Source organism: Amycolatopsis plumensis, assembly GCF_042652605.1.
Taxonomy (GTDB): Bacteria; Actinomycetota; Actinomycetes; order Mycobacteriales; family Pseudonocardiaceae; genus Amycolatopsis; species Amycolatopsis plumensis.
The window spans coordinates 143,305-170,302 of the sequence record NZ_JBHSJY010000001.1; the positions used below are offsets into that span (position 1 = coordinate 143,305).

27 protein-coding genes and 1 pseudogene are annotated in these 26,998 nt (G+C 70.4%); 18 read left to right on the plus strand and 10 right to left on the minus strand.

Annotated elements, in window-relative coordinates; genetic code table 11:
* Positions 1-107: 107 nt before the first annotated feature.
* Positions 108-1,100, minus strand: a complete 993-nt coding sequence (locus ACFPLC_RS00755; RefSeq protein WP_378196708.1) for a HAMP domain-containing sensor histidine kinase — start codon at positions 1,098-1,100, stop codon at positions 108-110.
* On the minus strand, positions 1,097-1,768 hold the full coding sequence (locus ACFPLC_RS00760; protein WP_191307878.1) for a response regulator transcription factor: 672 nt from the start codon (positions 1,766-1,768) through the stop codon (positions 1,097-1,099). The genes ACFPLC_RS00755 and ACFPLC_RS00760 overlap by 4 nt, the downstream gene beginning before the upstream one ends.
* Before the next feature lie 241 nt (positions 1,769-2,009).
* Between ACFPLC_RS00760 and ACFPLC_RS00765 the strand changes: the two genes are divergently transcribed.
* The 6 genes from ACFPLC_RS00765 to ACFPLC_RS00790 all read left to right on the plus strand — a co-directional run bounded on the left by ACFPLC_RS00765 (position 2,010) and on the right by ACFPLC_RS00790 (position 9,653).
* Positions 2,010-3,569 carry an NCS1 family nucleobase:cation symporter-1 gene (locus ACFPLC_RS00765; RefSeq protein ID WP_378196711.1) on the plus strand — a complete coding sequence of 520 codons (1,560 nt, stop codon included), beginning with the start codon at positions 2,010-2,012 and terminating at the stop codon, positions 3,567-3,569.
* A gap of 10 nt (positions 3,570-3,579) precedes the next feature.
* Positions 3,580-4,362 carry a nitrilase-related carbon-nitrogen hydrolase gene (locus tag ACFPLC_RS00770; protein WP_378196996.1) on the plus strand — a complete coding sequence of 261 codons (783 nt, stop codon included), beginning with the start codon at positions 3,580-3,582 and terminating at the stop codon, positions 4,360-4,362.
* Positions 4,362-5,744, plus strand: a complete 1,383-nt coding sequence (hydA, locus tag ACFPLC_RS00775; protein ID WP_378196714.1) for a dihydropyrimidinase — start codon at positions 4,362-4,364, stop codon at positions 5,742-5,744. Before ACFPLC_RS00770 ends, hydA begins: the two co-directional genes overlap by 1 nt.
* A 7-nt stretch (positions 5,745-5,751) precedes the next feature.
* Entirely contained in the window at positions 5,752-6,750 is a 999-nt protein-coding gene (locus ACFPLC_RS00780) for a TIGR03842 family LLM class F420-dependent oxidoreductase (protein WP_378196717.1), read from the plus strand.
* Positions 6,751-6,820: 70 nt separating this feature from the next.
* Positions 6,821-8,266: an alpha/beta fold hydrolase gene (locus tag ACFPLC_RS00785; RefSeq protein ID WP_378196720.1), complete on the plus strand. Its 1,446-nt coding sequence runs from the start codon at positions 6,821-6,823 to the stop codon at positions 8,264-8,266.
* A gap of 223 nt (positions 8,267-8,489) precedes the next feature.
* Positions 8,490-9,653 carry a type I restriction endonuclease gene (locus tag ACFPLC_RS00790; protein WP_378196723.1) on the plus strand — a complete coding sequence of 388 codons (1,164 nt, stop codon included), beginning with the start codon at positions 8,490-8,492 and terminating at the stop codon, positions 9,651-9,653.
* Here the strand turns inward: ACFPLC_RS00790 and ACFPLC_RS00795 are convergent.
* From ACFPLC_RS00795 to ACFPLC_RS00810, 4 genes are all read right to left on the minus strand, one after another.
* Positions 9,632-10,855 carry a serine hydrolase domain-containing protein gene (locus tag ACFPLC_RS00795; RefSeq protein WP_378196726.1) on the minus strand — a complete coding sequence of 408 codons (1,224 nt, stop codon included), beginning with the start codon at positions 10,853-10,855 and terminating at the stop codon, positions 9,632-9,634. The genes ACFPLC_RS00790 and ACFPLC_RS00795 overlap by 22 nt on opposite strands.
* Positions 10,856-10,897: 42 nt before the next feature.
* Complete coding sequence (locus tag ACFPLC_RS00800) at positions 10,898-11,710, minus strand: siderophore-interacting protein (protein ID WP_378196729.1); 813 nt, start codon at positions 11,708-11,710, stop codon at positions 10,898-10,900.
* Positions 11,711-11,773: 63 nt separating this feature from the next.
* Positions 11,774-12,106 (minus strand): hypothetical protein, encoded by a 333-nt coding sequence (locus tag ACFPLC_RS00805; RefSeq protein WP_378196732.1) that lies wholly within the window; start codon positions 12,104-12,106, stop codon positions 11,774-11,776.
* Entirely contained in the window at positions 12,103-12,516 is a 414-nt protein-coding gene (locus ACFPLC_RS00810; protein ID WP_378196735.1) for an SgcJ/EcaC family oxidoreductase, read from the minus strand. The genes ACFPLC_RS00805 and ACFPLC_RS00810 overlap by 4 nt, the downstream gene beginning before the upstream one ends.
* 80 nt (positions 12,517-12,596) lie before the next feature.
* On the opposite strand from ACFPLC_RS00810, the gene ACFPLC_RS00815 reads away from it, so the two are divergent.
* Positions 12,597-13,298 (plus strand): TetR/AcrR family transcriptional regulator, encoded by a 702-nt coding sequence (locus tag ACFPLC_RS00815; protein ID WP_378196738.1) that lies wholly within the window; start codon positions 12,597-12,599, stop codon positions 13,296-13,298.
* On the opposite strand, the gene ACFPLC_RS00820 is transcribed toward ACFPLC_RS00815, so the two are convergent.
* Genes ACFPLC_RS00820 through ACFPLC_RS00830 form a run of 3 tightly spaced genes read right to left on the minus strand, consistent with a single transcriptional unit; the run spans position 13,295 to position 15,971 of the window.
* Positions 13,295-14,215 (minus strand): NADP-dependent oxidoreductase, encoded by a 921-nt coding sequence (locus ACFPLC_RS00820; protein WP_378196741.1) that lies wholly within the window; start codon positions 14,213-14,215, stop codon positions 13,295-13,297. The genes ACFPLC_RS00815 and ACFPLC_RS00820 overlap by 4 nt on opposite strands.
* 60 nt (positions 14,216-14,275) lie before the next feature.
* Entirely contained in the window at positions 14,276-15,508 is a 1,233-nt protein-coding gene (hemW, locus tag ACFPLC_RS00825; RefSeq protein ID WP_378196744.1) for a radical SAM family heme chaperone HemW, read from the minus strand.
* A gap of 46 nt (positions 15,509-15,554) precedes the next feature.
* Complete coding sequence (locus tag ACFPLC_RS00830; RefSeq protein WP_378196747.1) at positions 15,555-15,971, minus strand: VOC family protein; 417 nt, start codon at positions 15,969-15,971, stop codon at positions 15,555-15,557.
* Positions 15,972-16,088: 117 nt separating this feature from the next.
* On the opposite strand from ACFPLC_RS00830, the gene ACFPLC_RS00835 reads away from it, so the two are divergent.
* The 11 genes and pseudogenes from ACFPLC_RS00835 (at position 16,089) to ACFPLC_RS00885 (ending at position 25,736) form a co-directional block, all read left to right on the plus strand.
* Positions 16,089-16,529: a hypothetical protein gene (locus ACFPLC_RS00835; RefSeq protein ID WP_378196750.1), complete on the plus strand. Its 441-nt coding sequence runs from the start codon at positions 16,089-16,091 to the stop codon at positions 16,527-16,529.
* 134 nt (positions 16,530-16,663) lie between these two features.
* Positions 16,664-18,643 (plus strand): tetratricopeptide repeat protein, encoded by a 1,980-nt coding sequence (locus ACFPLC_RS00840; RefSeq protein ID WP_378196753.1) that lies wholly within the window; start codon positions 16,664-16,666, stop codon positions 18,641-18,643.
* Positions 18,644-18,717: 74 nt separating this feature from the next.
* Positions 18,718-18,804 (plus strand): putative leader peptide, encoded by an 87-nt coding sequence (locus ACFPLC_RS00845; protein WP_373308993.1) that lies wholly within the window; start codon positions 18,718-18,720, stop codon positions 18,802-18,804.
* Positions 18,805-18,897: 93 nt separating this feature from the next.
* On the plus strand, positions 18,898-20,586 hold the full coding sequence (locus ACFPLC_RS00850) for a nitrite/sulfite reductase (RefSeq protein ID WP_378196756.1): 1,689 nt from the start codon (positions 18,898-18,900) through the stop codon (positions 20,584-20,586).
* Entirely contained in the window at positions 20,583-20,738 is a 156-nt protein-coding gene (locus ACFPLC_RS00855; RefSeq protein WP_378196759.1) for an Insertion element protein, read from the plus strand. The genes ACFPLC_RS00850 and ACFPLC_RS00855 overlap by 4 nt, the downstream gene beginning before the upstream one ends.
* The gene (locus ACFPLC_RS00860; RefSeq protein ID WP_378196762.1) at positions 20,735-21,430 is read left to right on the plus strand and encodes a phosphoadenylyl-sulfate reductase; all 696 of its coding nucleotides are present in this window, start codon (positions 20,735-20,737) and stop codon (positions 21,428-21,430) included. Before ACFPLC_RS00855 ends, ACFPLC_RS00860 begins: the two co-directional genes overlap by 4 nt.
* A 12-nt stretch (positions 21,431-21,442) precedes the next feature.
* Positions 21,443-22,393 (plus strand): sulfate adenylyltransferase subunit CysD, encoded by a 951-nt coding sequence (gene cysD / locus ACFPLC_RS00865; RefSeq protein WP_191307513.1) that lies wholly within the window; start codon positions 21,443-21,445, stop codon positions 22,391-22,393.
* Positions 22,393-23,655, plus strand: a complete 1,263-nt coding sequence (locus tag ACFPLC_RS00870; protein WP_378196766.1) for a sulfate adenylyltransferase subunit 1 — start codon at positions 22,393-22,395, stop codon at positions 23,653-23,655. Before cysD ends, ACFPLC_RS00870 begins: the two co-directional genes overlap by 1 nt.
* On the plus strand, positions 23,652-24,389 hold the full coding sequence (locus ACFPLC_RS00875; RefSeq protein ID WP_378196769.1) for a sirohydrochlorin chelatase: 738 nt from the start codon (positions 23,652-23,654) through the stop codon (positions 24,387-24,389). Before ACFPLC_RS00870 ends, ACFPLC_RS00875 begins: the two co-directional genes overlap by 4 nt.
* A 38-nt stretch (positions 24,390-24,427) precedes the next feature.
* Positions 24,428-24,931: pseudogene (locus ACFPLC_RS00880) on the plus strand (DUF3291 domain-containing protein).
* A 37-nt stretch (positions 24,932-24,968) separates the two neighbouring features.
* Positions 24,969-25,736, plus strand: a complete 768-nt coding sequence (locus ACFPLC_RS00885) for an enoyl-CoA hydratase family protein (RefSeq protein ID WP_378196772.1) — start codon at positions 24,969-24,971, stop codon at positions 25,734-25,736.
* Here the strand turns inward: ACFPLC_RS00885 and ACFPLC_RS00890 are convergent.
* The gene (locus tag ACFPLC_RS00890; RefSeq protein WP_378196774.1) at positions 25,733-26,992 is read right to left on the minus strand and encodes an MFS transporter; all 1,260 of its coding nucleotides are present in this window, start codon (positions 26,990-26,992) and stop codon (positions 25,733-25,735) included. The genes ACFPLC_RS00885 and ACFPLC_RS00890 overlap by 4 nt on opposite strands.
* Between the last annotated feature and the right edge of the window lie 6 nt (positions 26,993-26,998).

Sequence of the window (26,998 nt, forward strand, 5' to 3'; positions counted from 1 at the left end):
TTGCGAATACCATCGTCCGAAGTCCGCCCCGGAACGCCTTGAATGACTCATTCCTGACCTCCGACGCAGTGAATGACTCATTCCTGGCGTCGGGAGCCGGGCGGAACCTAAGCCGGCAGCGTCACCCGGATCCGGCTCCCCGTCCCCGGCGACGGGTCCACCACCCCGATCGTCCCGCCGTGCAGCTCCACCGCCCACCGGGCGATCGCCAGCCCCAGCCCGGTCCCCCCGCCGGACGGCCGCTCCCCCCGGGTGAACCGCTCGAACACCCGCTCCCGGTCCGCCGGCGCGATCCCCGGCCCCTCGTCGCACACGTCGATGCGCACCTCCCCCGGCCGCACCTGCGCCACCACCCGCACCTGCCCGCCCGCCGGGCCGTGCCGGGCCGCGTTCTCCAACAGGTTCGCCACCACCTGGAACAGCCGCCCGCGGTCCGCCGTCACCACCGCCCCCTCCGGGGACACCGACACCTCGAACGTCACCCCGCGGCCCGCGAACGCCGCCTCCCCGACCACCTCGGACAACAGCGACCACAGGGAGAACGACGTCAGGTGGAGCGAAGTGGCCCCCGCGTCCAGCCGGGACAGGTCCAGCAGCTCGTCCACCAGCGTCGCCAGCCGCTCGGTCTGCTGCAGGGCCGTCTTCAGCGTGCCCGGATCGGGTTCCTCGACGCCGTCGACGAGGTTCTCGAGCACCCCGCTCAACGCCGTGATCGGCGTCCGCAGCTCGTGGGACACGTTCGCGATCAGCTCGCGGCGCTGCCGGTCCGCGTCCCCGAGGTCGCCCGCCATCTGGTTGAACGCCTGCGCCAGCTCGCCCACCTCGTCGCGGGTGGTCGCGCGGATCCGGCGCGTGTAGTCGCCCTTCGCCATCGCCCGCGCCGCCGCCGTCATCTCGCGCAGCGGCCGGGTCATCCCGTGCGCCAGCACCTGCGACAACACCAGCGCGAGCACCATCGCCGTGATCGTCGTCTTCGGCGGCAGCCAGCCGATCTGCCAGTTGAAGAACGCGAACGCGATCCCGCCGGAGGCGACCATCAGGATCGCCAGCTTCAGCTTGATCGACCGGATGCGGTCCAGCGGCCGCGGGATGAAGTTCACGAGCCCGCCTCCAGCGCGTAGCCGACGCCGTGCACGGTCCGGATCAGGTCCGCGCCGAGCTTCCGGCGCAGCGCCTTGATGTGGCTGTCCACCGCCCGGGTGCCCGCGGACGTGCCGTGGACGTCCCAGTCCCACACCTCCGACAGCAGCCGTTCCCGCGGCTGCACCACCCGCGGCCGCCGGGCGAAGTGCACCAGCAGGTCGAACTCGATCGGCGTCAGCTGCGCCGCCACCCCCGCCCGGGCGACGCGCCGCTGGTCGACGTCGATCTCGAGGTCGCCGAGCACGATCCGGGTGCCCGCGACCGACGACGACCGCTCGACCCGCCGCAGCAGCGCGTGCACCCGCGCGGTCAGCACCCGCATCGAAAACGGTTTCGTGAGGTAGTCGTCGGCGCCGACGCCGAGGCCGACCAGCATGTCCGTCTCGTCGGCGCGCGCGGTCAGCATCAGCACCGGCACCGGACGGCGGCCCTGGATCCGGCGGCAGACCTCCAGGCCGTCGAACCCCGGCAGCATCACGTCGAGCACCACCAGGTCCGGCTCCCCGGACGCCTCGGCCGAGACGGCGGCCGGTCCGTCGTGGACGACGTCCACCCCGAACCCCTCGGCCCGCAGCCGGGCCGCGATCGACGCGGCGATCGTGACGTCGTCCTCGACGACGAGCACGCGCCGCCCACCCAGTTCCATGACCACGACCCTAAGCACCCCCGGTGGAGACGGTTCGCGTGAAGTGTGAAGATCCTGTGGAGACGTTTCACCCGCTTTGCCGGTTCGTAACGGCCGCAGGTGTGACGCAGGTCATGCACTCCGGGACCCGTTCGCGCAATCGACAGACTGCACTCCTGATCTACGAAGAGTGAACAGACTGCCGTTGCCCCGGCCCTGACCTGGCGCGCAGGATTCCGCAATGGCGCCGACACCCGCAGACCAGCGCGTGCACGACGACGGCCGGGTCGAGCTCGACCCCGCCGACGTCCGGTCTCTCGAAGGCAGCCGGTTCCTCAACGAGGAGCTGGCCCCCGTCCCCGTCGAAAAACGGACCTGGACCACTTACAACTACTTCGCGCTCTGGATGGGGATGGCCCACAACATCCCCAGTTACGCCCTGGCCGCGTCGCTCATCACGCTCGGCATGAACTGGGTGCAGGCGCTGATCACCATCACGATCGGCAACCTGATCGTGCTGGTCCCGATGCTGCTCAACAGCCACGCCGGCACCAAGTACGGCATCCCCTTCCCGGTGTTCGCCCGCGCGTTCTACGGCCTGCGCGGCGCCAACCTCGCCGCGCTGCTGCGCGCGTTCATCGCGTGCGGCTGGTTCGGCATCCAGACGTGGGTGGGCGGCGAGGCCATCTACGTCATCCTCGGCCGCCTGCTCGGCTCGTGGTGGCGCGACTCCGCCGTGGTCGCCGGGCAGCACTGGACGCTCTGGCTGTCGTTCGTGGTCTTCTGGATCGGCCAGATGCTGATCATCTGGCGCGGCATGGAGGCGGTCCGCCGGTTCGAGAACTGGACGGCGCCGCTGGTGTCCGTCGGCTTCCTGATCATGCTCGGGTACGTGCTGGTCAAGGCGGGCGGGCTCGGCCCGATCCTGTCCGACGGCGGCAGGCTCGGCTGGGGCCCGGACTTCTGGAAGGTGTTCGCGCCGGCCCTGATGGCGATGATCGCGTTCTGGTCGACGCTGTCGCTCAACATGCCGGACTTCACCCGCTTCGGCGGCAGCCAGCGCAAGCAGGTCCGCGGCCAGATCCTCGGCCTGCCGACGACGATGACGTTCATCGCGATCGTGGCCATCCTGACCACGTCGGGCGGGCACGTGCTCTACGGCAAGGACATCTGGGACCCGGCGCAGCTGGCCGACAAGTTCGCCAGCCCGGTCGTGGTGGTCGTGGCACTGGTCGCACTGGTGCTGGCGACGATCTCGGCGAACCTGGCAGCCAACGTCGTCAGCCCGTCCTACGACTTCTCGAACGCGTTCCCGAAGCGGATCACGTTCGCGGTCGGCGGCGGGATCACCGGCGTCATCGGCATCCTCATCCAGCCGTGGCGGCTGTACTCCGACCCGAACATCTACATCTTCGCGTGGCTCGGCTTCTACGGCGGCCTGCTCGGCGCGGTCGCCGGGGTGCTCGTCGCCGGGTACTGGGTCATCAACCGCACGAAGCTGCGGCTGAAGGACCTCTACACACCCGATGGGGTGTATTGGTTCAGCGGCGGCTGGAACTGGCGGGCGCTGGTCGCCACGCTGGTGGGAGCGCTGCTGGCGGTCGGCGGCGCGTACGGCGGGCCGTTCCCGGACGCCGGTCTCATCCCGTTCCTCAAGCCGCTTTACGACTACAACTGGGTGGTCGGCCTGGTCGGCGCGTTCGTCGTCTTCGCCGCCCTCTCCATGCCCCTGTCCACAACGAAGGAGGAAATCAGTGAGCGTGGTTCGAGCCGGCCTGATCCAGCAGCGGTGGACGGGTGACAAGGAGTCCATGATCAAGGCGGCGGTCGACCACATCGGCACCGCCGCATCGCAGGGCGCCCAGGTCGTCTGCCTGCAGGAGCTGTTCTACGGGCCGTACTTCTGCCAGGTGCAGGACGCCGACTACTACTCCTACACCGAGGCCATCCCGGACGGGCCCACCACGAAGCTCATGCAGGAGGTGGCCGAGCGCCACGGCGTCGTGCTGATCGTGCCGATGTACGAGGTCGAGCAGCCCGGCGTCTACTACAACACGGCCGCGGTGATCGACGCCGACGGCACCTACCTCGGCAAGTACCGCAAGAACCACATCCCGCAGGTCAAGGGGTTCTGGGAGAAGTTCTACTTCCGCCCCGGCAACCTCGGCTACCCGGTGTTCGACACGGCGGTGGGCCGCATCGGCGTCTACATCTGCTACGAGCGGCACTTCCCGGAGGGCTGGCGCGCGCTCGGCCTGGCCGGCGCGAAGATCGTGTTCAACCCGTCGGCGACCAGTCGCAGCCTGTCGCAGTACCTGTGGCGGCTGGAGCAGCCGGCGGCCGCGGTGGCGAACGAGTACTTCGTCGGCGCCATCAACCGGGTGGGCGTGGAACCGCTGGGCGACAACGACTTCTACGGCCAGACGTACTTCGTCGACCCGCGCGGCCAGCTCGTCGGGGACGCGGCGTCCGACACCGAAGACGAGGTCGTCGTGCGCGACCTCGACCTGTCGCTGCTCGAAGAGGTCCGGAACACGTGGGCGTTCTACCGCGACCGCCGTCCGGACACCTACGGCCCCCTCGCGGAGGCCTGATGACCACGCTCATCAGCGGTGGTCAGGTCGTCTCGCCGTCGGGCGCGCTGCTTGCGGACGTCCTCGTCGACGGCGAGACCATCGCCGCCGTCGGGGCGCCCGGGACGCTGACCGGCGACGAGACGATCGACGCCAGCGGGAAGTACGTGCTGCCCGGCGGGATCGACGCCCACACCCACATGGAGATGCCGTTCGGCGGCACGCATTCGGTCGACACGTTCTCCACCGGGACCACGGCGGCGGCGTGGGGCGGCACGACGACGATCATCGACTTCGCCGTGCAGGCCAAAGGCACGTCGCTGCTGTCTACTTTGGACAAGTGGCACGCCAAGGCCGACGGCAACTGCGCGATCGACTACGGCTTCCACATGATCGTCTCCGACGTCAACGACCAGTCGCTGAAGGAGATGGAAGCCTGCATCGACGGCGGGGTCGGCAGCTTCAAGATGTTCATGGCCTATCCGGGGGTGTTCTACTCCACGGACGGGGAAATCCTGCTCGCGATGCAGAAAGCGCGGGAAACCGGCGCTACGATCATGATGCACGCGGAGAACGGCATCGCGATCGACCAGCTGGCGGCGCAGGCCTTCGCCGCGGGCAACGTGGACCCCGTGCAACACGGCCTGACGCGGCCACCGGAGCTGGAAGGAGAAGCGACATCGCGGGCGATCCAGCTCGCGAAGGTGACGGGCTCGCCGCTGTACATCGTGCACCTGTCGGCGTCGCAAGCGCTGGCGGCGGTCGCGGAGGCGCGCAACGAGGGGCAGAACGTCTTCGCGGAGACGTGCCCGCAGTACCTGTACCTGTCCATCGAGGACTTGGCCAAGCCGGACTTCGAAGGAGCCAAGTACGTCGCTTCGCCACCGCTGCGGGAGAAGTCGCACCAAGCCGACCTGTGGCGCGGGCTGCGGACGAACGACCTGTCCGTCGTGTCCACCGACCACTGCCCGTTCTGCTTCAAGGACCAGAAGGAAATGGGCCGCGGCGACTTCCGGGCCATCCCCAACGGGATGCCGGGCGTCGAGCACCGCATGGACCTGCTGCACCAGGGCGTCGTCGCCGGTCAGCTGACGCTGGGCCGGTGGGTCGAGACGTGCTCGGCGACCCCGGCGCGGATGTTCGGGCTGTACCCGAAGAAGGGAGTCATCGCGGCGGGTTCGGACGCGGACATCGTCATCTACGATCCGTCCGCTCGGCAGACCTTGTCGGCTGAGACGCACCACATGAACGTCGACTACTCCGCGTACGAGGGGTTCGAGATCACCGGACGCGTGCACACGGTGCTGTCGCGTGGACGTGTCGTGGTGTCGCCTTCCGGTTTCTCGGGATCGACGTCACACGGCAAGTTCCTGTCCCGCTCGCTGAACCAGTACCTGAACTGAGGTCGCGATGGATTTCGGGATCGTGCTGCAGACGGACCCGCCGGCGCGGGACGTCGTGCGGCTCATGAAGGACGCCGAGGACTGCGGGTTCCGGTACGGGTGGACGTTCGACTCCTGCGTGCTGTGGCAGGAACCGTTCGTCATCTACTCGGCCGTGCTGGCCGCGACCTCGTCGCTGGTCGTCGGGCCGATGGTGACCAGCCCCGGCACGCGCGACTGGTCGGTTATGGCGTCGACGTTCGCCACGCTCAACGACATGTACGGCAACCGGACCGTGTGCGGCATCGGCCGCGGCGACTCCGCGCACCGGGTGGTCGGCAAGCCGCCGTCCACGCTGGCCACCGTCCGCGACTGCATGCGCGTGGTCAAGGACCTGGCCGAGGGCCGCGCGGTGACCATGAACGAGAAGACCGTGCAGATCCCGTGGATCTCGAACGGCCGGCTCGAGATGTGGATGGCCGGGTACGGGCCGAAGGCGCTGCAGACGGTCGGCGAGCACGCCGACGGCTTCATCCTGCAGTGCGCGGACCCGGCGATCGCCCGCTGGACCATCGGCGCGGTCCGCGACGCCGCCCGGGCGGCCGGGCGCGACCCCGGCGGCATCACGATCTGCGTGGCGGCCCCGGCGTACGTCGGCGACGACCTGCCCCACCAGCGCGAACAGCTGCGCTGGTTCGGCGGGATGGTCGGCAACCACGTCGCGGACCTGGTGGCGCGATACGGCTCGTCGGGGGCCGTACCGCGGGAGCTGACGGACTACATCCGCGAGCGGGAAGGGTACGACTACAGCCACCACGGCAAAGCGGGCAACCCGTCGACGGAGTTCGTCCCGGACGAGATCGTCGACCGGTTCTGCCTGCTGGGTCCGCCGTCGGCCCACGTCTCACGGTTGCAGGAGCTGGCCGAGCTGGGCGTGGACCAGTTCTCGCTGTACCTGATGCACGACGACCGCGAGGCCACGCTGGCGGCGTACGGGTCGGAGGTCATCCCGAAGCTCACCGCGTAGGGCGTGCCCCACCCCGGATCCGGTGGTCCACCCCCCTGTGCCACCGGGTCCGGGGCGGGACCATCGGCGGATGAATCCTCGGAAACTCCGTGTTGCGCTGGCGCTGGGGGCCACCGCGGGCGCGGTCGCCTTGAGTGCGCCTGTGGCCGCGGCGAGCCCCGCCCGGATCGTCTGGGAAGCCTCCTGCCCGGTCGGCTACGAATGCGGCCACCTCGACGTCCCACTGTCCTATCAGGACACGTCCGCGGGCACGGTCCGCATCGCGGTGGGCCGGCTGCCCGCCACGGACCAGGCCCACAAGCTGGGCACGATCTTCTTCAACCCCGGCGGGCCGGGTTCCTCCGGCCGGTTCGCACCGGCGTTGACACCGGCGTTGCACGCCCGCTTCGACATCGTCGGCTTCGACCCGCGCGGCGTCGGGGCGAGCACGAAGATCCACTGCTTCACCGATCCGTCGCAACTCGAGGTGCTGCAACGAGCTTTGGGCACGTTCCCGCTGACCCGCGAGGCCGAGCAGCAGCAGATCGCGGACACGCGAACGGTGACGGACCTCTGCGAGCGGAACGCCGGTCCGTTGGCCAGCCACCTGTCGACCGCAACGATCGCCCGCGACCTGGACCGGCTACGGGCGGCGTTCGGCGAGCCGAAGCTGCGCTACTACGGAAAGTCGTACGGCACCTACCTCGGCGAGACGTACGCAAACCTCTTCCCCGCCCGCGTCGGCGCGCTGGCACTCGACGCGGTCGACGACCCGGTCCGGTGGTCCACCGGCGTCGCACCGATGAGCTACCGCCTGCAAGGTTTCTCGGACGCACCCCGAGCACTCGAATCCTTCTTGGCGGCGTGCAGTTCGCGTTGCACGTTCGACTACAACGCCATCCTCGACCGGCTCCAAGCCGCCCCGATCACGGTAACCGACACGGCCGGGCGGCAGATCGTCATCACGTACCAGAGCGCAATCGCCCAGATCCACAACTACCTGACCGACGCCCAGTCCGCACCCGAGCTCGCGGCGTTCCTCCAGGCCCTGGCCAACCCGGCTTCCCCAGCCCCGACCGCACCAGGCGGCCTACCGGACATCGACTCCTTGCTAGGCGGCGGCGCAACCCTGTGCTCGGACGCGGCCAACCCGCATGATCCGGCGGTCTGGTGGGACTACGCCGCGCGGGCGGACAGCGTGGCCCTCGGGTTCGGTCGGTACGACGTCTACAAGACGCTGCCGTGCGCGACGTGGAAGGTCACGGACACGGGCAGCTACGCGGGACCATGGAACCGCCCGACGGCACCGATCCTGTTGCTGGCCAACAGCCAGGGCGATTTGGAGACCCCGTACGCCGGAGCGCAACGAACGGAGCGCCTGCTCGGCAACGCACGCCTGCTGAGCCTGGACACTTACGGCCACGGCGCCCGAGGCAAGAGCATGTGTATCGACGGCTGGCTGGATCGGTACTTCGGCGCGGGCGCGATACCCGCTCCGGGCACGATCTGCGCACCGGACCGAGGCCCGTTCGGCTGAGAGGCCTCGCGGTGGCCGGGGCACAGTCCTGGCCACCGCTCAGCGCGGAGTTGCTGCATGAGCGCGTGCATCGATGCAGCCGGAATAGCTACTTCGCAGCGGATGCGCCCGCCTCGGGCACAAAGAACACCGAAGTCGGCACAGCGGCATACGGCAGACCAGCGGCCGGTACGAATTCGCGTTCCAGCCGAGTTCCGTATTTCCGCACAGAACGGTACCCGGCATGGACATCGCGGAGCGCGCGCAGGCACTCGCCCTGAAGATTCGCAAGCACAAGGAAGGCATCGAGACCGAAGAGGCGACCAAAAACGCCTTTGTGATGCCCTTCATCAGCACCGTTCTCGGTTACGACGTGTTCAACCCAGCCGAGGTCATCCCCGAGTTCACCGCCGATGTCGGAACCAAGCGGGGCGAAAAGATCGACTACGCGATCGTGCACAACGGTCAGGTGCAGGTCCTCGTCGAAGCCAAGAAGATCAACGACCCGCTGCGCATCGAGCACGCTTCCCAGCTCTTCCGCTACTTCGCCGTCACGAACGCCCGGATCGCCATCCTGACCAACGGCCAGGTCTACGAGTTCTACACCGATCTCGACGCGCCGAACCGGATGGACGCCAAGCCCTTCCTCGTGCTGGATTTCGCCGACATCGACGACACCCTGCTGCCCGAGCTGGCCAAACTCACGAAGGAATCCTTCGACCTCGACTCGGTAATCAGCGCCGCCGGCGAGCTGAAGTACATCGGCCAGCTGAAGCGGATCCTCGCGACTCAGTTCAAAGAGCCCGAAGACGAATGGGTCAAGTTCCTCACCACGCGGGTGTACGAGGGTGCGTTCACCCAGAAGGTCCGCGAGCAGTTCGGCCCGCTGGTGGCCAAGGCGACCCGTCAGTTCCTGAACGAGCAGGTCAACGACCGTCTGAAGAACGCGCTCGGCGGGCCGGACTCCTATGTGAGTGTGTCGAGCGGCAGCGTGATCCCACCGGAGCAGCAGGAGCCGGTGCCCGTCGCCGAGACCAGTTCGACCGAAGAAAACGAACGGGTCGTCACGACCGAGGAAGAGCTCGAGGGCTACCGGATCGTCCGCGCCATCGTCTGCGCCGAAGTGCCCGCCTCACGGGTCGCCGCACGAGACACGCAGACCTACTTCGGCGTTCTCCTGGACGACAACAACCGGAAGCCCATCGCGAGGCTGTGGTTCAACCGCTCGAAGAAGCACCTCGGCGTGTTCGACGAGAACAAGGTCGAGACCCGGCTGCCGATCGCCGCGGTCGAGGACATCTACCAGCACGCGGACCACCTGCGCACGACGGTGGCGAGATACCTCACCTCCGGAGGCGCGAAGGTCCCCGAACCGGCCGCGTCCGCTCAGTCCACCAGCGCTTGGTAGACCAGCTGCCGCAGCTGGGGGCGCAGGCGGTAGGTGCTCGAGGGCAACAGTTGCGTGTAGAAGCCCACCGTCAGGTCCTCGTCCGGGTCCACCCAGAATGCCGTTGATGCTGCGCCTCCCCAGGCGAACTCGCCCGCCGAGGACAGGGTTCGGGCCTTGATCGGGTCCTCCAGTACCGAAAAGCCCAAGCCGAAACCGTGGCCGTCGAACGGCATTTCGGCGAACAAGGGGCGGCCGAAGGCCTCCAGGTCGACGTGGCCCGGGAGGTGGTTGCTCGCCATCAAGGCCACCGTTCGCGGGGACAGCAAGCGGACGTTGTCCAGGGTTCCGCCGCGCACGAGCATCTCGGTGAAACGCCAGTAGTCCGGGGCCGAAGACACCAGGCCGCCGCCGCCCGAGAGGCAGTCTGGGCGGACCGTGCCCAGGCGGCCGAAAGCATCGTTGCGGACGGCACGTCCCGACGCCGGTACGTACATCGCCGCCAGGCGGTCCGGCGACGAGGCCACGAAACCCGTGTCCGTCATGCCCAACGGGGCGAAGATGCGCGTCGCGAAGAACTCGTCCAGCGGTAGGCCCGACACCACCTCGACGAGCCTTCCGAGGACGTCCGTGGCCACCGAGTAGTTCCACTCCGCGCCCGGCTGGAACAGCAGCGGCAGGGACGCCCACTTCTCCGTGCACGCCGCCAGGTCGAGGCCCGGCGGGGTCCCCCACTCGAATCCCGCCGCGCGGTAGATCGCGTCGACCGGGTGGCCGTGGTGGAAGCCGTACGTCAGGCCCGCCGTGTGCGTCAGCAGGTGCCAGACGCGGATCGGCGACTTGGCCGGCTCCGTCGACGGCGCCAACGCCGATCCCTTGACGTACACCCGCGGTGAGGCGAACTCCGGCAGCCAGCGCGAGATCGGGTCGTCCAGCTCCAGCAGCCCCTCTTCGGCGAGCATCATCGCCGCCACCGAGGTGATCGGCTTGGTCATCGAGAAGATCTGCCACAGCGTGTCCGTCTCGACCGGCAGCGACGCTTCGACGTCGCGGTGGCCGCCGCGGCCGACGTGGACGATCCGGCCGTGCCTGCTCACCACCGCGAGCCAGCCCGGCAACCGTCCGTCCGCGACATACCGGTCGAAATGCGCGTCGATCCGGGAAAGCCGCGCCGCGTCGAAGCCGGCCTCGGCCGGGTCGACGTTCACCTCGAAGTCCGCCATGCGGCGAGGTTACTGTGCCGATGAGTTGCTTTGGCCGGCTTCCTACTTCTCCCGCGCCCGCTCGGCCGCCTTCTCCTCACGCCACGCTTCGTCGTTCTTCCCGTAGCGCCAGTAGCCGGAAATGGACAGCAGCTCACGCCGCACGCCGCGCTCGTCGAGCAGGTACCGCCGCAGCTCGCGCACGAACCCCGCCTCGCCGTGGACGAACGCCTGGACGACGCCCTCGCGCCACGGCAGCTCGCGCACCGCGGCCGCGACGTCGCCCCCCGACGCCCGGTGCAGCCAGGTGATCTGCGCGTCCGCCTTCGTGACCAGCGGCTGCTCCTCGTCCGCGTTGTCCACCAGGATCACCGCGTGCGCCGGCACGCCGGCAGGCAGCGCTTCGAGCGACGACGCGATGGCCGGCAACGCGCTTTCGTCCCCGGCCAGCAGGTGCCAGTCCGCCTCGGTGCCCGGCGTGTACGCGCCACCCGGCCCCAGGATCAGCAGCTCGTCACCCGGCTGCGCCGAGGCCGCCCACGGGCCGGCGATGCCCTCGTCGCCGTGGTGGACGAAGTCGAGGACCAGCTCACCGGCCTCCGCGTCGAACGCCCGCACGGTGTAGGACCGCTGCCGCGGCCAGTGCTCGCGCGGCATCGACGCGCGGCACTCCTGGACGTCGAACGGCTCCGGGTACTCGACGCCGGGCACCTTGAACAGCACCTTCACGTAGGCGTCGGTGAACTCGTTCGGGGTGAACTGCGCGATCCCCTCGCCGCCCGCGACGATCCGGATCATGTGCGGGGTCAGCCGCTCGGTCCGCAGCACCCGCAACCGCGTCGCGGGACGCCCGGACCGCCGGGGTGCTTCAGCCATCGGCCACTCCAACCGTCACTAAGGCTTACCTAAGTCAGCCTACGCGCCGAAATCGGCACGCGGCTACTCAGGTGTGCCCAGTTCCGCGAGCAACCTCACGAACCCGGCCGTCACCTCCTTCCGGAACCCGATGAAGAACCGGTTCGCCAACGGCACGCCCCACCGCCCCCGTGAAGCCGCGTTGACCACCCGGTGCTCGACCCGCGCCCCGGCCGGATCCGCCGTGACCCGGTATTCGCCGCGGTACCACCAGCCACCCTGCACCGCGACGAACCCCCGCTCCCGCTCCACCTCCATCCGCATCGGGTGGCCGCCACCCAGCTTCACCCGCAACCGTTCGAACACCTCCGCCGGCGGCCGCGCGACCACCCCTGAGGCCTCCGCAAGCGTTTTCACCCGCGCGGATCCGAAACCCGCGTGTTCTGGAACGCCGTGATCAGCCATTCGCCTCCCTCCTGGACGAGCACGAAGGACACGGTCGACTCGCGCCCTTCGTCGGCGACCTCCGCTCCGCTCAGCGACGAGCCACCGCCGACGACGGCCACGGCGACGTCCGGCCGGACGAACCGCACCTTCGCCGCGCCGCCCAGCGATCCGGTGAGCTTCGACCCCCGCAACGGCCCTTCGAACAGCGCCCGGTGCGAGCTCTCGATCGCTTCCCGCCCGGGGAAGTTCATCCCGAAGAACGTCACATAATCCGCATCTTCGGTGAAGAGCCGCCCGTACGCGGCGGCATCACCCGAGTTCCAGGCATCGGCGAGCCGGCCCAGCACTTCACGCACACCGGCCTCGGCAGTCGCAGTCATCGCATCCCCCTTCGAACGCTGTTCGTCTCACGAACACCGTTCTACTCTCGAACGGCGTTCGCGTCAAGTACAGTGTTCGGGTGACCGTTCCTCCGCCGCCGTGGCGCAGCGCTCCCCGCCGCCGTGCCGCGAAACCCGCCCTCTCCCAGGCCTCGATCGTGCGGGCGGCCTTGATCGTCCTGGACGACGAGGGGTTCGACGCGGTCACCATGCGACGGGTCGCCCAAGAGCTGGAGACCGGGCCCGCGTCGCTCTACGCGCACGTCTCGAACAAGGACGAACTGGCGGAGCTGATGCTCGACGCCGTGCTCGCCGACATCCAGACCCCCGAGCCGGACCCGGCGCGCTGGGACGAGCAGGTCAAGGAGCTCGTCCGCGACCAGATCCGGGTGATGGCCGCCCACCGCGGTATCGCGCGCATCGCGTGGGACATCCCGGTGCCGGTGACGCCCCACTCACTGAGGCTGGGCGAGGCGACGCTCGCCCTGCTCCGCGCGGGCGGGCTGACGCTCAAGCAAGCCACCTTCGCGGGCGACGCCCTTGCGCTCTACGCCAAGGCGTACGCGTACGAAGCGAGCGGCTGGACCTGGGGCGATTTCGATCAGGCCGAAGCCGGAGAACGCGGCAAGCAGATGGTGGCGTACATGCGGTCACTGCCGCCCGCGTCGTTCCCCAACCTGCTGCAGGTCGGCGAGTTCTTCTCCGCGGAAACGGCGGCGGAACGCCTCGAGTTCGCACTCGAGGCGTTCCTCGCCGGGCTGAAGGCGATGGCGAAGAACTAGGGCCGCAGCACGATCTTGCCGCGCGTGTGCCGCTGCTCCAGCTCCCGATAGGCGTTCCGGACCTCGTCCAGCGGGTAGACCCGGGCGACCGGCAGCTCCAGCAACCCCTTGTCCAGCAGCAGGCCCAGCTCACGCAGCACGTCGGCCGACGCCGCCGCCGCGTTCCCGTCGGTCTTCACGTTGTACTTCTCCGCCGCCGCGAAGTCGATGATCGTGTTGATCCGTCCGGGGTGGATTCCCAGGTGGAGAGCCAGTTCCACGTACCCGGAGCCGAAGGTGTCGACGAACGCGTCCACCCCGGAGGGCGCGGCGTCGCGAATCCGCGACAGCACATCCTCGCCGTAGGCGACCGGGATGACGCCGAGTTCGCGCAGCCACGCGTGGTTGGCCTCGCCGGCCAGGCCGATCACGGTGGCGCCGGCGAGGCGAGCCAGCTGCACCGCAAGGGAGCCCACCCCGCCCGCCGCGCCGGAGACGACGACCGTCTCCCCTTCACGCGGGCAGACCGCGCCGAGCGCGGCGTACGCGGTGGTGCCGGCGACGAACAGCGAGCCGGCGACCTCCCACGGCACCCCTTCGGGCTTCGGCGTGAGGTTCGCGGCCTCCGCGACGGCGAACTCCGCGTGACTCGACCGCGTGTCGACGAACCCCATCACCTCGTCCCCGACAGCGATGTCCGAGACCCCTTCGCCGAGCGAAGCGACAACCCCCGCGAAGTCACTGCCCTGTCCGGACGGGAACGTCGCCGGGAACCGCGAGTGCAGCAGTCCTTTCCGGATGGACGCCTCGCCCGGGTTGATCCCGGCGGCCCGCACCTCGATGAGCACCTGCCCCGGTCCCGGGACCGGCCGGGGAACGTCCTCGACCCGCAGAACCTCCACGTCGCCGTACTCGTCGAACCTGATCGCGCGCGCCATGGGGCCTCCTCGAAAGTCGTTGCTCAATACAAGCAACGACCGGCTCCCCCGTTTTAATCCCTAGCCGGCGAGACGGCGGACCACCCCGTCGGCCAGCAGCCGGCCGCGATCGGTGAGCACCGCGCGGCCGCGGGAGTCCAAAGCGGACGGATCGAGCAATCCCTCGGCCGCGGCCGCGCGGGCCTCGGCCAGCCCCGGCTCGTCGAGCACGTCGAGCGGCAGCCCTTCGGCGACGCGCAGCTCGAGCATGATCCGTTCGAGGTGCTGGTCGTCGTCGGTGAGCACTTCCCGCCCGCCCGCGGGCGAATCGCCGTCGGCGAGCAAAGCGGCGTACCGGGCCGGGTGCTTGACGTTCCACCAGCGCACCCCGCCGACGTGGCTGTGCGCGCCCGGACCGGCGCCCCACCAGTCGTCACCGCGCCAGTAGCCGAGGTTGTGGCGGCAGCGGGCCGCGTCGGAGGCCGCCCAGTTCGACACCTCGTACCAGCGCAACCCGGCCGAGGACAGCATGGCGTCGATCATCTCGTAGTCGGCCGCCAGCACGTCGTCGTCCGGCGTGGGCAGCTCGCCGCGGCGCACGCGACGGGCCAGCGCCGTGCCCTCCTCGACGATCAGCGCGTACGCCGAGACGTGGTCGACGCCCGCGGCCAGCACGGCGTCGAGCGTCGCGCGCAGGTCGTCCGCGCGCTCGCCCGGCGTGCCGTAGATCACGTCGAGGTTCACGTGCTCGAACCCGGCCGCGCGCGCTTCGGCGGCGGCCTTGCCCGGGCGGCCCGGGGTGTGCACGCGGTCGAGGATCTTCAGCACGTGCGGCGCGGCCGACTGCATGCCCAGCGACACGCGCGTGTAGCCGGCTTCGCGGATCCCGGCGAAGAACCCCGGCGACGTCGACTCGGGGTTCGACTCGGTCGTCACCTCGGCCCCGGGCGCCAGCCCGAAGACGTCCCGGACGGCGTCGAGCACCGAGCGGAGCCCGTCCGCACCCAGCAGCGACGGCGTGCCGCCGCCGACGAACACGGTGTCGGCGGCGGGCGGCACGACGAGCACGCGCGCGGCGAGCTCCAGCTCCCGCCGCAGCCCTTCGAGCCAGGACTGCGGCGACGAACCGCTGTCGAGCTCTCCCGCGGTGTAGGTGTTGAAGTCGCAGTACCCGCAGCGCGTGGCGCAGAACGGGACGTGCACGTACACCCCGAACGCTCTGCTGCCGAGCCCCTTCAGCGCGGTTTCCGGCAACGCCGGATCGATCGGCGTGGCGGGGTCGGGACGCAGCTGGGGCACGGTCGAATTGTCCACCCGGTCACGCCCGGTCGCTTCAAGGGGCTGATCGGGTTAACACCTGTTACGACGCGGGGAGGTTGGCCGCCGCCCACTCCGGGTCGGCCGGGATCAGCTCGATGAGGTCGAGCAGCACGCCGTTCGGGTCGGCGACGTAGAAGTGCCGCTGCCCGTAGACCTCGTCGACGACCGGCGTCACCAGCTCGACCCCGGCTTCCTCCAGCCGCTTCGCCTCGGCGCGCACGTCTTCGACGATGAGCCCGAACATCAGCCCCGACGGTTCCTGCGCGCGGTAAGCCGGCGGCACCGACTCGTGCCCGCGCCGCACGAAGCTGATCTCGTACCCCGGCGCGCCGGCGTTGACGCTGGCGAACCAGTCGAGCTCGACGGTGATCGGCAGGCCGACGACGTCCGCGTAGAAGCGGGTGGTCGCGGCGACGTCGTCGACCAGGTAACCCGCCCCGAAACCCTTGACCTGCATCCCCAGTTCCTCTCCTTCAAATCACTGTGCCTGTAGTACTATAATCATAGTGGTCAACTGGATGCAAGCAGGCGAAACGGCCGTCACGCCCCGCAGTCGTGTGCCACTATTTCCGGCATGACGGGTCTCGAAGTCGCGGTCGGCTGGCTCATCGCGTGGGCCGTGCGCAAGGCGGGCCGGGTGGGCAAGCGAGTCGACGCCGAGGTCGACCAGGTCATCGACGCGGGACTCGACCGGCTGCACGACCTGGTCGCGGCGAAGCTGGGCGACGACCCGGCACTGGACAAGCTGCGGGACGAAGCCGCGAAGACGGGCGAAGTGGGCACCCGGACGCAGGCCCGGGTGCGGCTCGCTCTCGAGGACGCGGTGGAGCAGGACCCGGCCTTCTCCGCGGCGATCGAGAAGTCGGTGGCGGAGCTCGAATCGGCCGGTGGGTCGCACAACGTGGTCGTCCACGGTGACGTCCGCGCCGACCACGGCGGCATTTCGATCGGCGGCGTGACCGGCGGGCAGGTGACGTTCGGGGACCCTCCGCGGCCGGACCGGTCGCAGGGCTGACCGCGTCCGGCGCGCTGCACGCCGCCCACTCCGGCACGGCCATCGGCACGGCCGGGAACGTCTACATCGGCGGCACCGCCGGCTTCGCACCGGCCACGCCGGTCTCGCCCCACATCAACCAGCTCACCCCCATCGTGGGCCGCGACGACGAACTCCGCCGGTTGCGGGCGGCGTTCGCGGGCCGGCCGGACCGGCCGGTCGTGCGGGTGCTCGCCGGGCTGGGCGGCGTCGGCAAAACGAGCCTGGCCCGCGCCTACGCCACCCGGCACCGCGAAGACCACGGAGTCGTGTGGTGGGTGCACGCCGAGGACCCGGCGGCCGTCGACCGCGAGTTCCGCGCGCTGCTGGAGATGCTGAACCCGGACGGCGCCCGCCACATCCAGGACGCGGTGGCCGCGGCGCACGCCGCCCTCGCCCGGCAGCCGAGGCCGTGGCTGCTGGTCCTGGACAACGTCCCCGACCCGGCGGCGGCCGCCCGGCTGATCCCGGCCGCGGGCAGCGGCCTGGTGCTGGTGACCAGCCGGTCGGCGCACTGGCCGGAACCGCTGCTGCTGCGCGTGACCAAGCTCGGCCTCGACGCCGCCGCCGACCTGCTCCTCTCCTTGACCCAGGACGACGACCGAGCCGGCGCGGTCGCCCTCGCCCGTGAAGTGGACCGGCTGCCGCTGGCCCTGGTCCAGGCCGGGTCGTTCGCCCGCGCGAACGCCCTCGACCTGGCGACCTACCTGCGGCTGTACCGGAAGAACCGCGCCGAGCTGCACCGCGAAGGCCGGCTCGGCGACGATTACCCGCACACCGTGGCCACCACCTGGCAGCTGGCCATCGAGCGCCTGCCGGCCACCGCCCGCGCGGTGTTGAACCTCCTGTGCTGCTACGCCCCCGACGCGATTCCCGTCGGCCTGCTGCTCGCTCCGCCGGACCCGGCTTACATCGCACTGCCCTCGTCACTGGAACCGCGGCTGCGGCCGCTGCTCGAAAACGAGCTGACCCGCCACCGCGCGGTCGGCGAGCTGTTGTCCTACAGCCTCGCCACCACGACCGACGGCCGGAATTCCTCGGCGGTCGACGTGCACCGGCTGCTCCAGGCGGTGAACCGCGAACAGCTCGTGGCGGAGGGAACGGCAGGCGACTGGGCGCAGGCGGCCCACGAGCTCCTGCTGGAGATCACCCCCGGTGTGCTGAACGACGCAGCCTCGCTGAACCGGTGGAACGCGGTGCACACGCACCTGCGCGCAGTGCTGGAGCACCTCGACGCCGATTCGCCCGAAACCCTGGCCACCCGGCTCGCCCTCGCCGACCGCACCGGGCAGGCCGGGAACGCGGGCGACGCCCGGGACCAGTTCGCAGCCCTGGTCCCCCGCTGCGAGACGGTGCTGGGCCCCCGGCACCCGATCAGCTTGACCACCCGCAACAACCTGGCGTTCTGGACGGCGGTGTCCGGCGACACCGCCGCAGCCCTCGCCGAATGCACAGCGCTGCTTCCGCTCAGCGAAGAGGTGCTTGGTCCCGAACACCCCCTGACCCTCACCGTTCTCGGCAACCTCGCCAACTGGAGCGGGAAATCGGGCGATCCGGCAGGCGCTCGCGAGAAGTACGCGACGCTGCACGCGACCTACCTCCGGGTGTTCGGACCCCACGATCCCGGCACGCTCGCCAGACGCAGCGACCTTGGCCAGTGGATCGGCCAGACCGGCTCACCGGCGGCCGCCCGGGACGAATTCCGCACGCTCCTCCCGATCAGCGAACGGGTGCTCGGTCCGCACCACCTCGACACGTTCACCGTCCGCGGCAGCCTCGCGCACTGGACCGGCGAAGCCGGGGACCCGGCGGGAGCGCGCGACGAGTTCATTCGTCTGCTCGACACCTGCCGGGCCGCGCTCGGTCCGCTGCACCCCTTCACCCTCACGACCCGGCACAACCTGGCGCACTGGACCGGCGAGGCCGGAGACCCGGCCGGCGCGCGCGATCAACTCGCCGACCTGCTCCCCACGTTCGACCACGTCCTCGGCCCCCAGCATCCGGAGGTCGAGATCGCCCACTCGAACCTCGTCTACTGGACGAAGGAGGCCGGGCTCGACCCGGCGACTGCGCCGCAGGGCCAAAAGTCCAGGTAGACGGCTTGAGTGAGCCCGGTCCCAACATCCGGACGGGGCTCGACCACATTGTGGGCACGTGAGACTCTGGCGACGTGACTCGCGCCGGTATCCGCTTGGTGGCCCGCCGCCACGTCGACCTCCGGCGTGTGGCGAGCGCACTCTGTGCCACGTTCCACTGACTCCCCGCCACCACCACGACGGACCCGGCGCCGGTCGCGCACGGCAACGCTGCCGCGCGGTCACGCCTTCCCACCGCCCCGGAGGACACCCTCATGACCACGCCCCGAACCCCAGCCCGTCCCGCGCGTGCCAAGCAGAAGCGCGGCGAAGGGCAGTGGGCGCTCGGTTACCGGGAGCCGCTGAACCCGAACGAGCGGTCCAAGAAGGACGACCACCCACTCAACGTGCGGGCGCGCATCGAGAACATCTACGCCCACCGCGGATTCGACGCGATCGACCCGGGTGACCTGCGCGGCCGGTTCCGCTGGTTCGGCCTCTACACCCAGCGCAAGCCCGGGATCGACGGCGGCCGCACGGCGGCGCTGGAGCCCGAAGAGCTCGACGACCGCTACTTCATGCTGCGCGTCCGCATCGACGGCGGCGCGCTGACCACCGGGCAGCTCACCGTGCTCGGCGAGATCTCGCAGGCGTACGCGCGCGACACCGCCGACATCACCGACCGGCAGAACATCCAGTACCACTGGATCCGGATCGAGGACGTCCCGGCGATCTGGGCCAAGCTCGAGAACGCCGGCATGACCACGATGGAGGCCTGCGGCGACAGCCCGCGCGTCATGCTCGGCTCGCCGGTCGCCGGCATCTCGGCGGACGAGGTGATCGACGGCACGCCCGCGCTGGACGAGATCAAGCGCCGCTACATCGGCAAGCCGGAGTTCGCCAACCTGCCGCGCAAGTTCAAGACCGCGATCTCCGGCCAGCCCGACGTCGCCCACGAGATCCACGACGTGGCCTTCGTCGGCGTCGACCACCCGGAGCACGGGCCCGGCTTCGACGTCTGGGTCGGCGGCGGCCTGTCGACCAACCCGATGCTCGGGCAGCGCCTCGGCGCCTGGGTGCCGCTCGACGAGGTGCCGGACGTCTGGGAAGGCGTCATCTCGATCTTCCGCGACTACGGCTACCGGCGGCTGCGCTCGCGCGCCCGGCTGAAGTTCCTGGTCAAGGACTGGGGCGCGGAGAAGTTCCGGCAGGTCCTGCAGGACGAGTACCTCAAGCGCGAGCTGATCGACGGCCCGCCGCCGGCCGACCCGGCCGTCCCGATCGACCACGTCGGCGTGCACCCGCAGGTCGACGGCAAGTTCTACGTCGGCGCGGCGCCGATCGCCGGCCGGTCCAGCGGCGGCACGCTCGTCGCCGTCGCCAAGGCCGCCGAGCGGGCAGGCTCCGGCCGCGTGCGGCTCACCCCGCAGCAGAAGGTCGTCGTGCTCGACGTCCCCGAGGCCCAGGTCACCACCCTCGCGGCCGAGCTGACCGAGCTGGGGCTGGAGACCAAGCCGTCGCCGTGGCGGCGCGGCGTGATGGCCTGCACGGGCCTGGAGTTCTGCAAGCTCGCCATCGTCGAGACGAAGGCCCGCGCGCAGCAGCTCGTCGCGGACCTCGAGAAGTCCCTCGCCGACATCCAGGACGGCCTCGAGACGCCGGTGACCGTGCACCTCAACGGCTGCCCCAACTCCTGCGCCCGGATCCAGACCGCCGACATCGGCCTGAAGGGCCAGATCGTCACCGACGCCGACGGCAACCAGGTCGAGGGCTTCCAGGTGCACCTGGGCGGCGGGCTCGGCCTCGACGCCGGGTTCGGCCGGAAGCTGCGCGGGCACAAGGTGACTTCGGACGAGCTGACCGGGTACGTCGAGCGGGTCGTGCGCAACTACGTGTCCGGGCGCGAACCGGGCGAACGGTTCCCGCAGTGGGCGGCCCGCGCCGAGGAAAGTGCCCTCCAGTGACTTCAGCAGAGCGAGCAGCGCCGTTCTACTGCCCCTATTGCGGTGACGAGGACCTGCGGCCGGAAGAGAACGGCGGCTGGCTGTGTTCCGGTTGTCGCCGGGTTTTCTCGGTCAAGTTCCTCGGACTGTCCCTGCCGGAGGTGTCCCGATGACCGCCACTGCCGACTACAAGACCCTCGCCGAGCGCGCCTCGAAGGAGCTCGCCGACGCGACCGCGGAAGAAGCGTTGCGCTGGACCGTCGACACGTTCGGCGACGACTTCATCGTCGCGTCCAACATGCAGGACGCCGTGCTCATCGACCTCGCCACCAAGGTGAAGTCCGATGTGGACGTTCTGTTCCTGGAGACCGGTTACCACTTCCCGGAGACGATCGGCACGCGTGACGCCGTCCAGACGGTCTACCCGGACGTGAAGATCGTGAACGCCCAGGCCGAGCAGAGCGTCGCCGAGCAGGACGCGGAGTACGGCCCGAAGCTGCACGACCGCGACGCCACGCTGTGCTGCAACCTGCGCAAGGTCGTGCCGCTGCGCAAGACACTGGCGAACTACTCGGCCTGGGTCACCGGCGTGCGCCGCGTGGACGCCCCGACCCGCGCGAACACCCCGATCGTCACCTGGGACGACCGCAACGGCCTGGTCAAGATCAACCCGATCGCGGCGTGGACCGACGACGAGTTCAACGGTTACATCCGCGAGCACGGGATCCTCGAGAACCCGCTGGTGTCGATCGGGTTCCTGTCGATCGGCTGCGCGCCCTGCACGGCTCGCGTCGAGCCGGGGCAGGATCCGCGCAGCGGCCGGTGGGCGGGGCAGAGCAAGACCGAGTGCGGACTGCACGGCTGAGGAAAGGGACGCATGACGACGTTGGAGCCCGCGACCACTGTGCTTTCTGGGGGAGACCCCCAGACCCCCCTGGCACAAGACAACCTGGCGGCCTTGGAGTCCGAGGCCATCCACATCTTCCGGGAGGTGGCGGGCGAGTTCGACCGCCCGGTGATCCTCTTCTCCGGCGGCAAGGACTCGACGCTGCTGCTGCACCTGGCGATCAAGGCGTTCTGGCCGGCGCCGGTGCCGTTTCCGCTGCTGCACGTGGACACCGGGCACAACTTCGACGAGGTCATCGAGTTCCGCGACCGCGTCGTCGAGCGCCACGGGCTGCGCCTGGTCGTCGCGAAGGTGCAGGACTGGATCGACGACGGGCGTCTGGAAGAGCGTGCGGACGGAATGCGCAACCCGCTGCAGACCACGCCGCTGCTCGACACGATCGCCGAGAACAAGTTCGACGCCGTGTTCGGCGGCGGCCGCCGCGACGAGGAACGCGCCCGGGCCAAGGAGCGGATCTTCAGCCTCCGCAACGCCTTCGGCCAGTGGGAGCCGCGGCGGCAGCGGCCCGAGCTGTGGAACCTCTACAACGGGCGGCACCGCCCGGGTGAGCAGGTCCGCGTCTTCCCGCTGTCCAACTGGACCGAGGCCGACGTCTGGAACTACATCGCCCGCGAGAAGGTCGAGCTGCCGTCGATCTACTACGCGCACCGGCGCGAGGTGTACCTGCGCGACGGGATGCTGCTGGCCGAGGGGCCGTGGGGCGGCCCGCGGCCGGGCGAGGAGGTGCGTGAGCTGACCGTCCGCTACCGGACCGTCGGCGACGGCTCGTGCACCGGCGCGATCGAATCCACCGCGGCGACCGTCGAAGAGGTCATCGCCGAGGTGTCGGCCTCGCGGCTCACCGAGCGCGGTGCGACCCGGGCCGACGACCGGATGTCCGAGGCGGCCATGGAAGACCGCAAGCGTGAGGGGTACTTCTGATGAGTTCGCTGCTGCGCCTGGCCACCGCCGGGAGCGTCGACGACGGCAAGTCGACCCTGGTCGGCAGGCTGCTGTACGACACGAAGTCGGTGCTCGCCGACCAGCTCGACGCGGTCACCCGCGCGTCCGTCGACAAGGGACTGTCCACACCGGACCTGTCGCTGCTCGTCGACGGCCTGCGGTCGGAGCGCGAGCAGGGCATCACCATCGACGTCGCGTACCGGTACTTCGCGACGCCGAAGCGGTCGTTCGTGCTGGCCGACACGCCGGGGCACGTGCAGTACACGCGCAACACGGTGACCGGTGCGTCCACCGCGCAGCTGGCCGTGCTGCTCGTCGACGCGCGCAAGGGCGTGATCGAGCAGACCCGGCGGCACGCGGCCGTGCTCGCCCTGCTGGGCGTGCCGCAGCTGGTGCTGGCGGTGAACAAGATCGACCTGGTCGGCTACGACGAGGCGACGTTCACGGTGATCGCCGAGGAGTTCGCTTCGCACGCGGAGTCGCTGGGCTACTCGCGGGGTTCCGTCCTGGCGATCCCGGTTTCGGCGCTGGAAGGCGACAACGTCGCGACGCGTTCCGAGCGGACGCCGTGGTACACCGGCCCCAGCCTGCTGGAGCACCTGGAAGAAGTGCCGGTCGCGCCCGACCCGCACGACTCGGCGCTGCGGTTCCCGGTGCAGTACGTGATCCGCCCGCGCACGCCCGAGTACCCGGACTACCGCGGGTACGCGGGCCAGATCGCGGCGGGCACGGTCCGCCCCGGCGACGAGATCGTCGTGCTGCCGCAGGGCATCCGCAGCCGCGTCGAGCAGATCGACACCGCGGACGGCCCGCTGGCCGAAGCCGGCGCGGGCACGTCGGTGACGCTGCTGCTCGCCGACGACATCGACATCTCCCGCGGCGACCTGATCGCCGCCGCGGACGCGCCGCCGCGCGTCACCGACGAGATCACCGGCACGCTGTGCTGGCTGTCGTCCAAGCCGCTGAAGCCGGGTGCGCGGGTGCTCGTCAAGCACGGCACCCGCACGGTGCAGGCGCTGGTCGACGAGCTGCACGCGCGGTTCGACGAGCAGACCCTGTCCAGTGTGGACTCGCCGGACTCGCTGGAGCTCAACGACATCGGCCGCGTCACGCTGCGGCTGGCCGAAGAGCTGAGCGTCGACGACTACGGCGTCAGCCCGCGCACCGGCGCGTTCCTGGTGATCGACCCGAAGGACGGCGACACCCTCGCCGCCGGGCTGGTGGGTGAGCGCTTCTCGTGACGCCACCCCTGGTCGCCGTCGCGCACGGCAGTCGCGATCCCCGCTCGGCGGCGACCGTGCGGGCGCTCGTCGACGTCGTGCGCGACCGGGCACCGGGCGTCCCGGTGCACGAGTCCTTTTTGGACCTCTCGGCGCCGTTGGTGACCGATGTCCTGCGGTCGCTGTACGCGGACGGCCACCGGACGGCGGTCGTCGTGCCGCTGCTGCTGGGGAGTGCGTTCCACGCCCGGGTCGACCTCCCGGCGCTGATCGACTCGGTCGTCACCGAGTGCCCGGGCTTCACCGTGCGGACCTCGGACGTGCTCGGCGCCGACCCGGCACTGGAAGCCGTCGCCCTCGACCGGCTGGCGGCGGCACCGCGTCGCGGGGGCATGGGCGTGATCGTCAGCGCGGTCGGTTCGTCGAATGCGTCCGCGAACGCCGTCGTTGCGTCATTGGCTTCTCGCTGGGAGGAGCGGCTGGGCGTCCCGGTGAGCGAGGCGTTCGCCTCTGCCGCCCAGCCGGACATCCCGGCCGCGGCGGCGGCGCTGCGGACGCGGGGCGCGCGGCACCTGGTCGTCGCGTCGTGGTTCCTGGCCCCGGGCCTGTTGCCGGACCGGATCGCAAAGCTCGCTCGTGAGGCGGACCCGGAAGCCTTCATCGCGGAGCCGTTGGCGGATGACCCGCGGGTGGCCGACGTGGTGGTCAGCCGGTACGCGTCCGCGGTCAGCGGACTGCTCCGCCAGTACGCGTGACACCGCCGGAAGGCGGATTTTGCCCGTAGGGTGACCGCATGGGGAACTTCGAACTCGCCCAGGTCAACATCAGCCGGATGAAGGCGCCGCTCGACGACGAGTCCTTCCGCGACTTCGTCGACGCGCTGGAGCCGGTGAACGCGATCGCCGACCATGCGCCCGGCTTCGTCTGGCGGCTGCAGACCGAGGACGGTGACGCCACCTCGATCCGCGCCTTCGAGTGGGACGTGCGGGGCACGTCCGGGATCCTGGTCAACATGTCCGTGTGGACGTCGGTGGAAGCGCTGGCGGACTTCGTGTTCTCCGGCGAGCACCTGGCCGTCCTCAAGCGCCGCCGCGAGTGGTTCCACCGCGTCTAGGACGTGATGACCGCACTGTGGTGGGTGCCCGCGGGCCACCGGCCGACCACCGCGGACGCCGAGGCGAAGATCAAGCACCTGCGCGTCTACGGCCCGACGCCGGAGGCGTTCACGCTGAAGCAGCACTTCTCCCCGGCCGCCGACGCCCGGCCGGGTGAGGCCGATTGGCTGTGCCCCGCGTAACACCGCACCGCGCGGCGGATGTGCAAGGGTGACGGGCATGGCTGACGAACTGGTGCACTACGACGTGGTGGGCGGCACCGCCACGATCACCCTGGACTCCCCGCACAACCGCAACGCGCTCTCGGCGCAGCTGCGCCGCGAACTCTCGGACTCGCTGGGCAAGGCGGCCGCCGACGACGCCGTCCGCGTGATCGTGCTGACCCACACCGGGCCGGTGTTCTGCGCGGGGATGGACCTCAAGGAGGCCCGCGGCGCCGGCGCGGGCGACCAGGGCGTGAACGAGTTCCCGCGCATCCTCGAGCAGCTGTGGACCAGTCCGAAGCCGGTGGTCGCCCGCCTCGCGGGCCCGGCCCGGGCGGGCGGCATCGGCATGGTGGCGGCGTGCGACATCGCCGTGGCGGTCCCGGAAGCGACGTTCGCCTTCTCCGAAGTCCGCATCGGCGTCGTCCCGGCGATCATCTCCCTGACGGTCCTGCCGCGGCTCAACCCGCGTGCGGCCCACGAGCTGTTCCTGACCGGCGACACCTTCGACGCCCGCCGTGCGGTGGAGATCGGCCTGCTGAACTCGGCGACCGCCGACCTCGACGCCGAAGTGGCGCGGTTCGTCAAGTCACTGGCCGCGGGCGGCCCGAAGGCGCTGGCCGAGACGAAGGCGCTGCTGAGCCGTCCCCGCCCGGCCATCCCCTCCGACGGCTTCGAGGAGATGCTCAGCTTGTCGGCGAAGTTCTTCGCCGGTGAGGAAGGCCAGGAAGGCATCCTGGCCTTCGCCCAGAAGCGCAAGCCGAACTGGGTCCCCCAGGACTAAGCCGGGACGCGGGCCTGCCGGCGCGGAACCAGCGCGAGCAGGCCCGTCACCCCGCCGCACAGCGCGGCGGCCACGTACACCGGCGTCAGACCTCCGGCCTGGTAAGCGATCCCGAGCACCGCGACCCCGAGCGTCTGGCCGAACTGCCGGGTCGTCGTCATGATCGCCGCGGCCGTTCCCGCCCGGCCCGGCGGCGCCGCGGACGCCATCGCCGGTCCCGCGACGCCGACGCCGATCCCGGTCACCGCCAGCCCGAGCGGGATCGCCAGTACCAGCAACGACAGGCAGCCGAGCGCGCCCACCAGGACTCCGGCGCCGAGCAGGGCCCGCGGCGGGAACCGGTGCAGCGCCTTGCCCAGCAGCGTCGACGTCAGGAACGACGCCGCCGCGAGCGGAGCCAGTGCGAGCCCGGCCGCGACCGGCGATCGCGAAAGGCCCAGCCACAGCGAGACGTAGACCAGCGCCGCGAACGTCAACGTCGATGCCGCCACGCAGGCGATGAGCGTGGCGAACCCGCCGTCGCGGAACAGCCGCAGGTCCAGCATCGGCTCGGCCCGGCGCCGCTCCACGACGACGAACCCGGCGAACCCGAGCGCCGAAACCGCCAGGGCCCACCGGTCCAGGGTCAGCCCGTGCACCAAGCTCGCGGCGCCGACCGCGAACCACACCGCGCCCGCGACGTCGAACCGGCCCGGACGCCCCGGCTCGTCCGGCCGCACCGCCCGCAGCGCGAACACCCCCGTCGCCACCGCGAGCGGCACGTTGACGAAGAAGATCGCCGGCCAGCCGAAGTATTCGGTCAGCACGCCGCCCACCACCGGCCCCGCCGCCGCGCCGAGCCCGTTCACCGCGAAGAAGACGCTGATGGCGGTGCCCCGCGAGCGCCCGTCGTAAGAAGCGGCCAGGATCGCGAACCCGGTCACCGCCAGCGCCGCGCCGCCGACCGCCTGGACACCTCGTGCCGCGATCAGCGTCCCGATGTCCGGCGACACCCCGCAGGCCAGCGACGCCAGGCCGAACACCCCGAGCCCGCCGAGGAACACCCGCCGCAGACCGAAGCGATCGGCGAGCGATCCCACCGCGAGCATCAGCACCGCCAGGACCAGCGTGTAGACGTTCGGCACCCACTGCAGCTGCCCCACCGACGCCGTCAGATCGGCGCCGATCCGGGGCAGCGCCACCGTGACGACGGTGCTGTCCAGCAGGAACAGGAACGAGCCCGCACAGACCACGGCCAACGGCCACCACTTGCGCATCGAAAC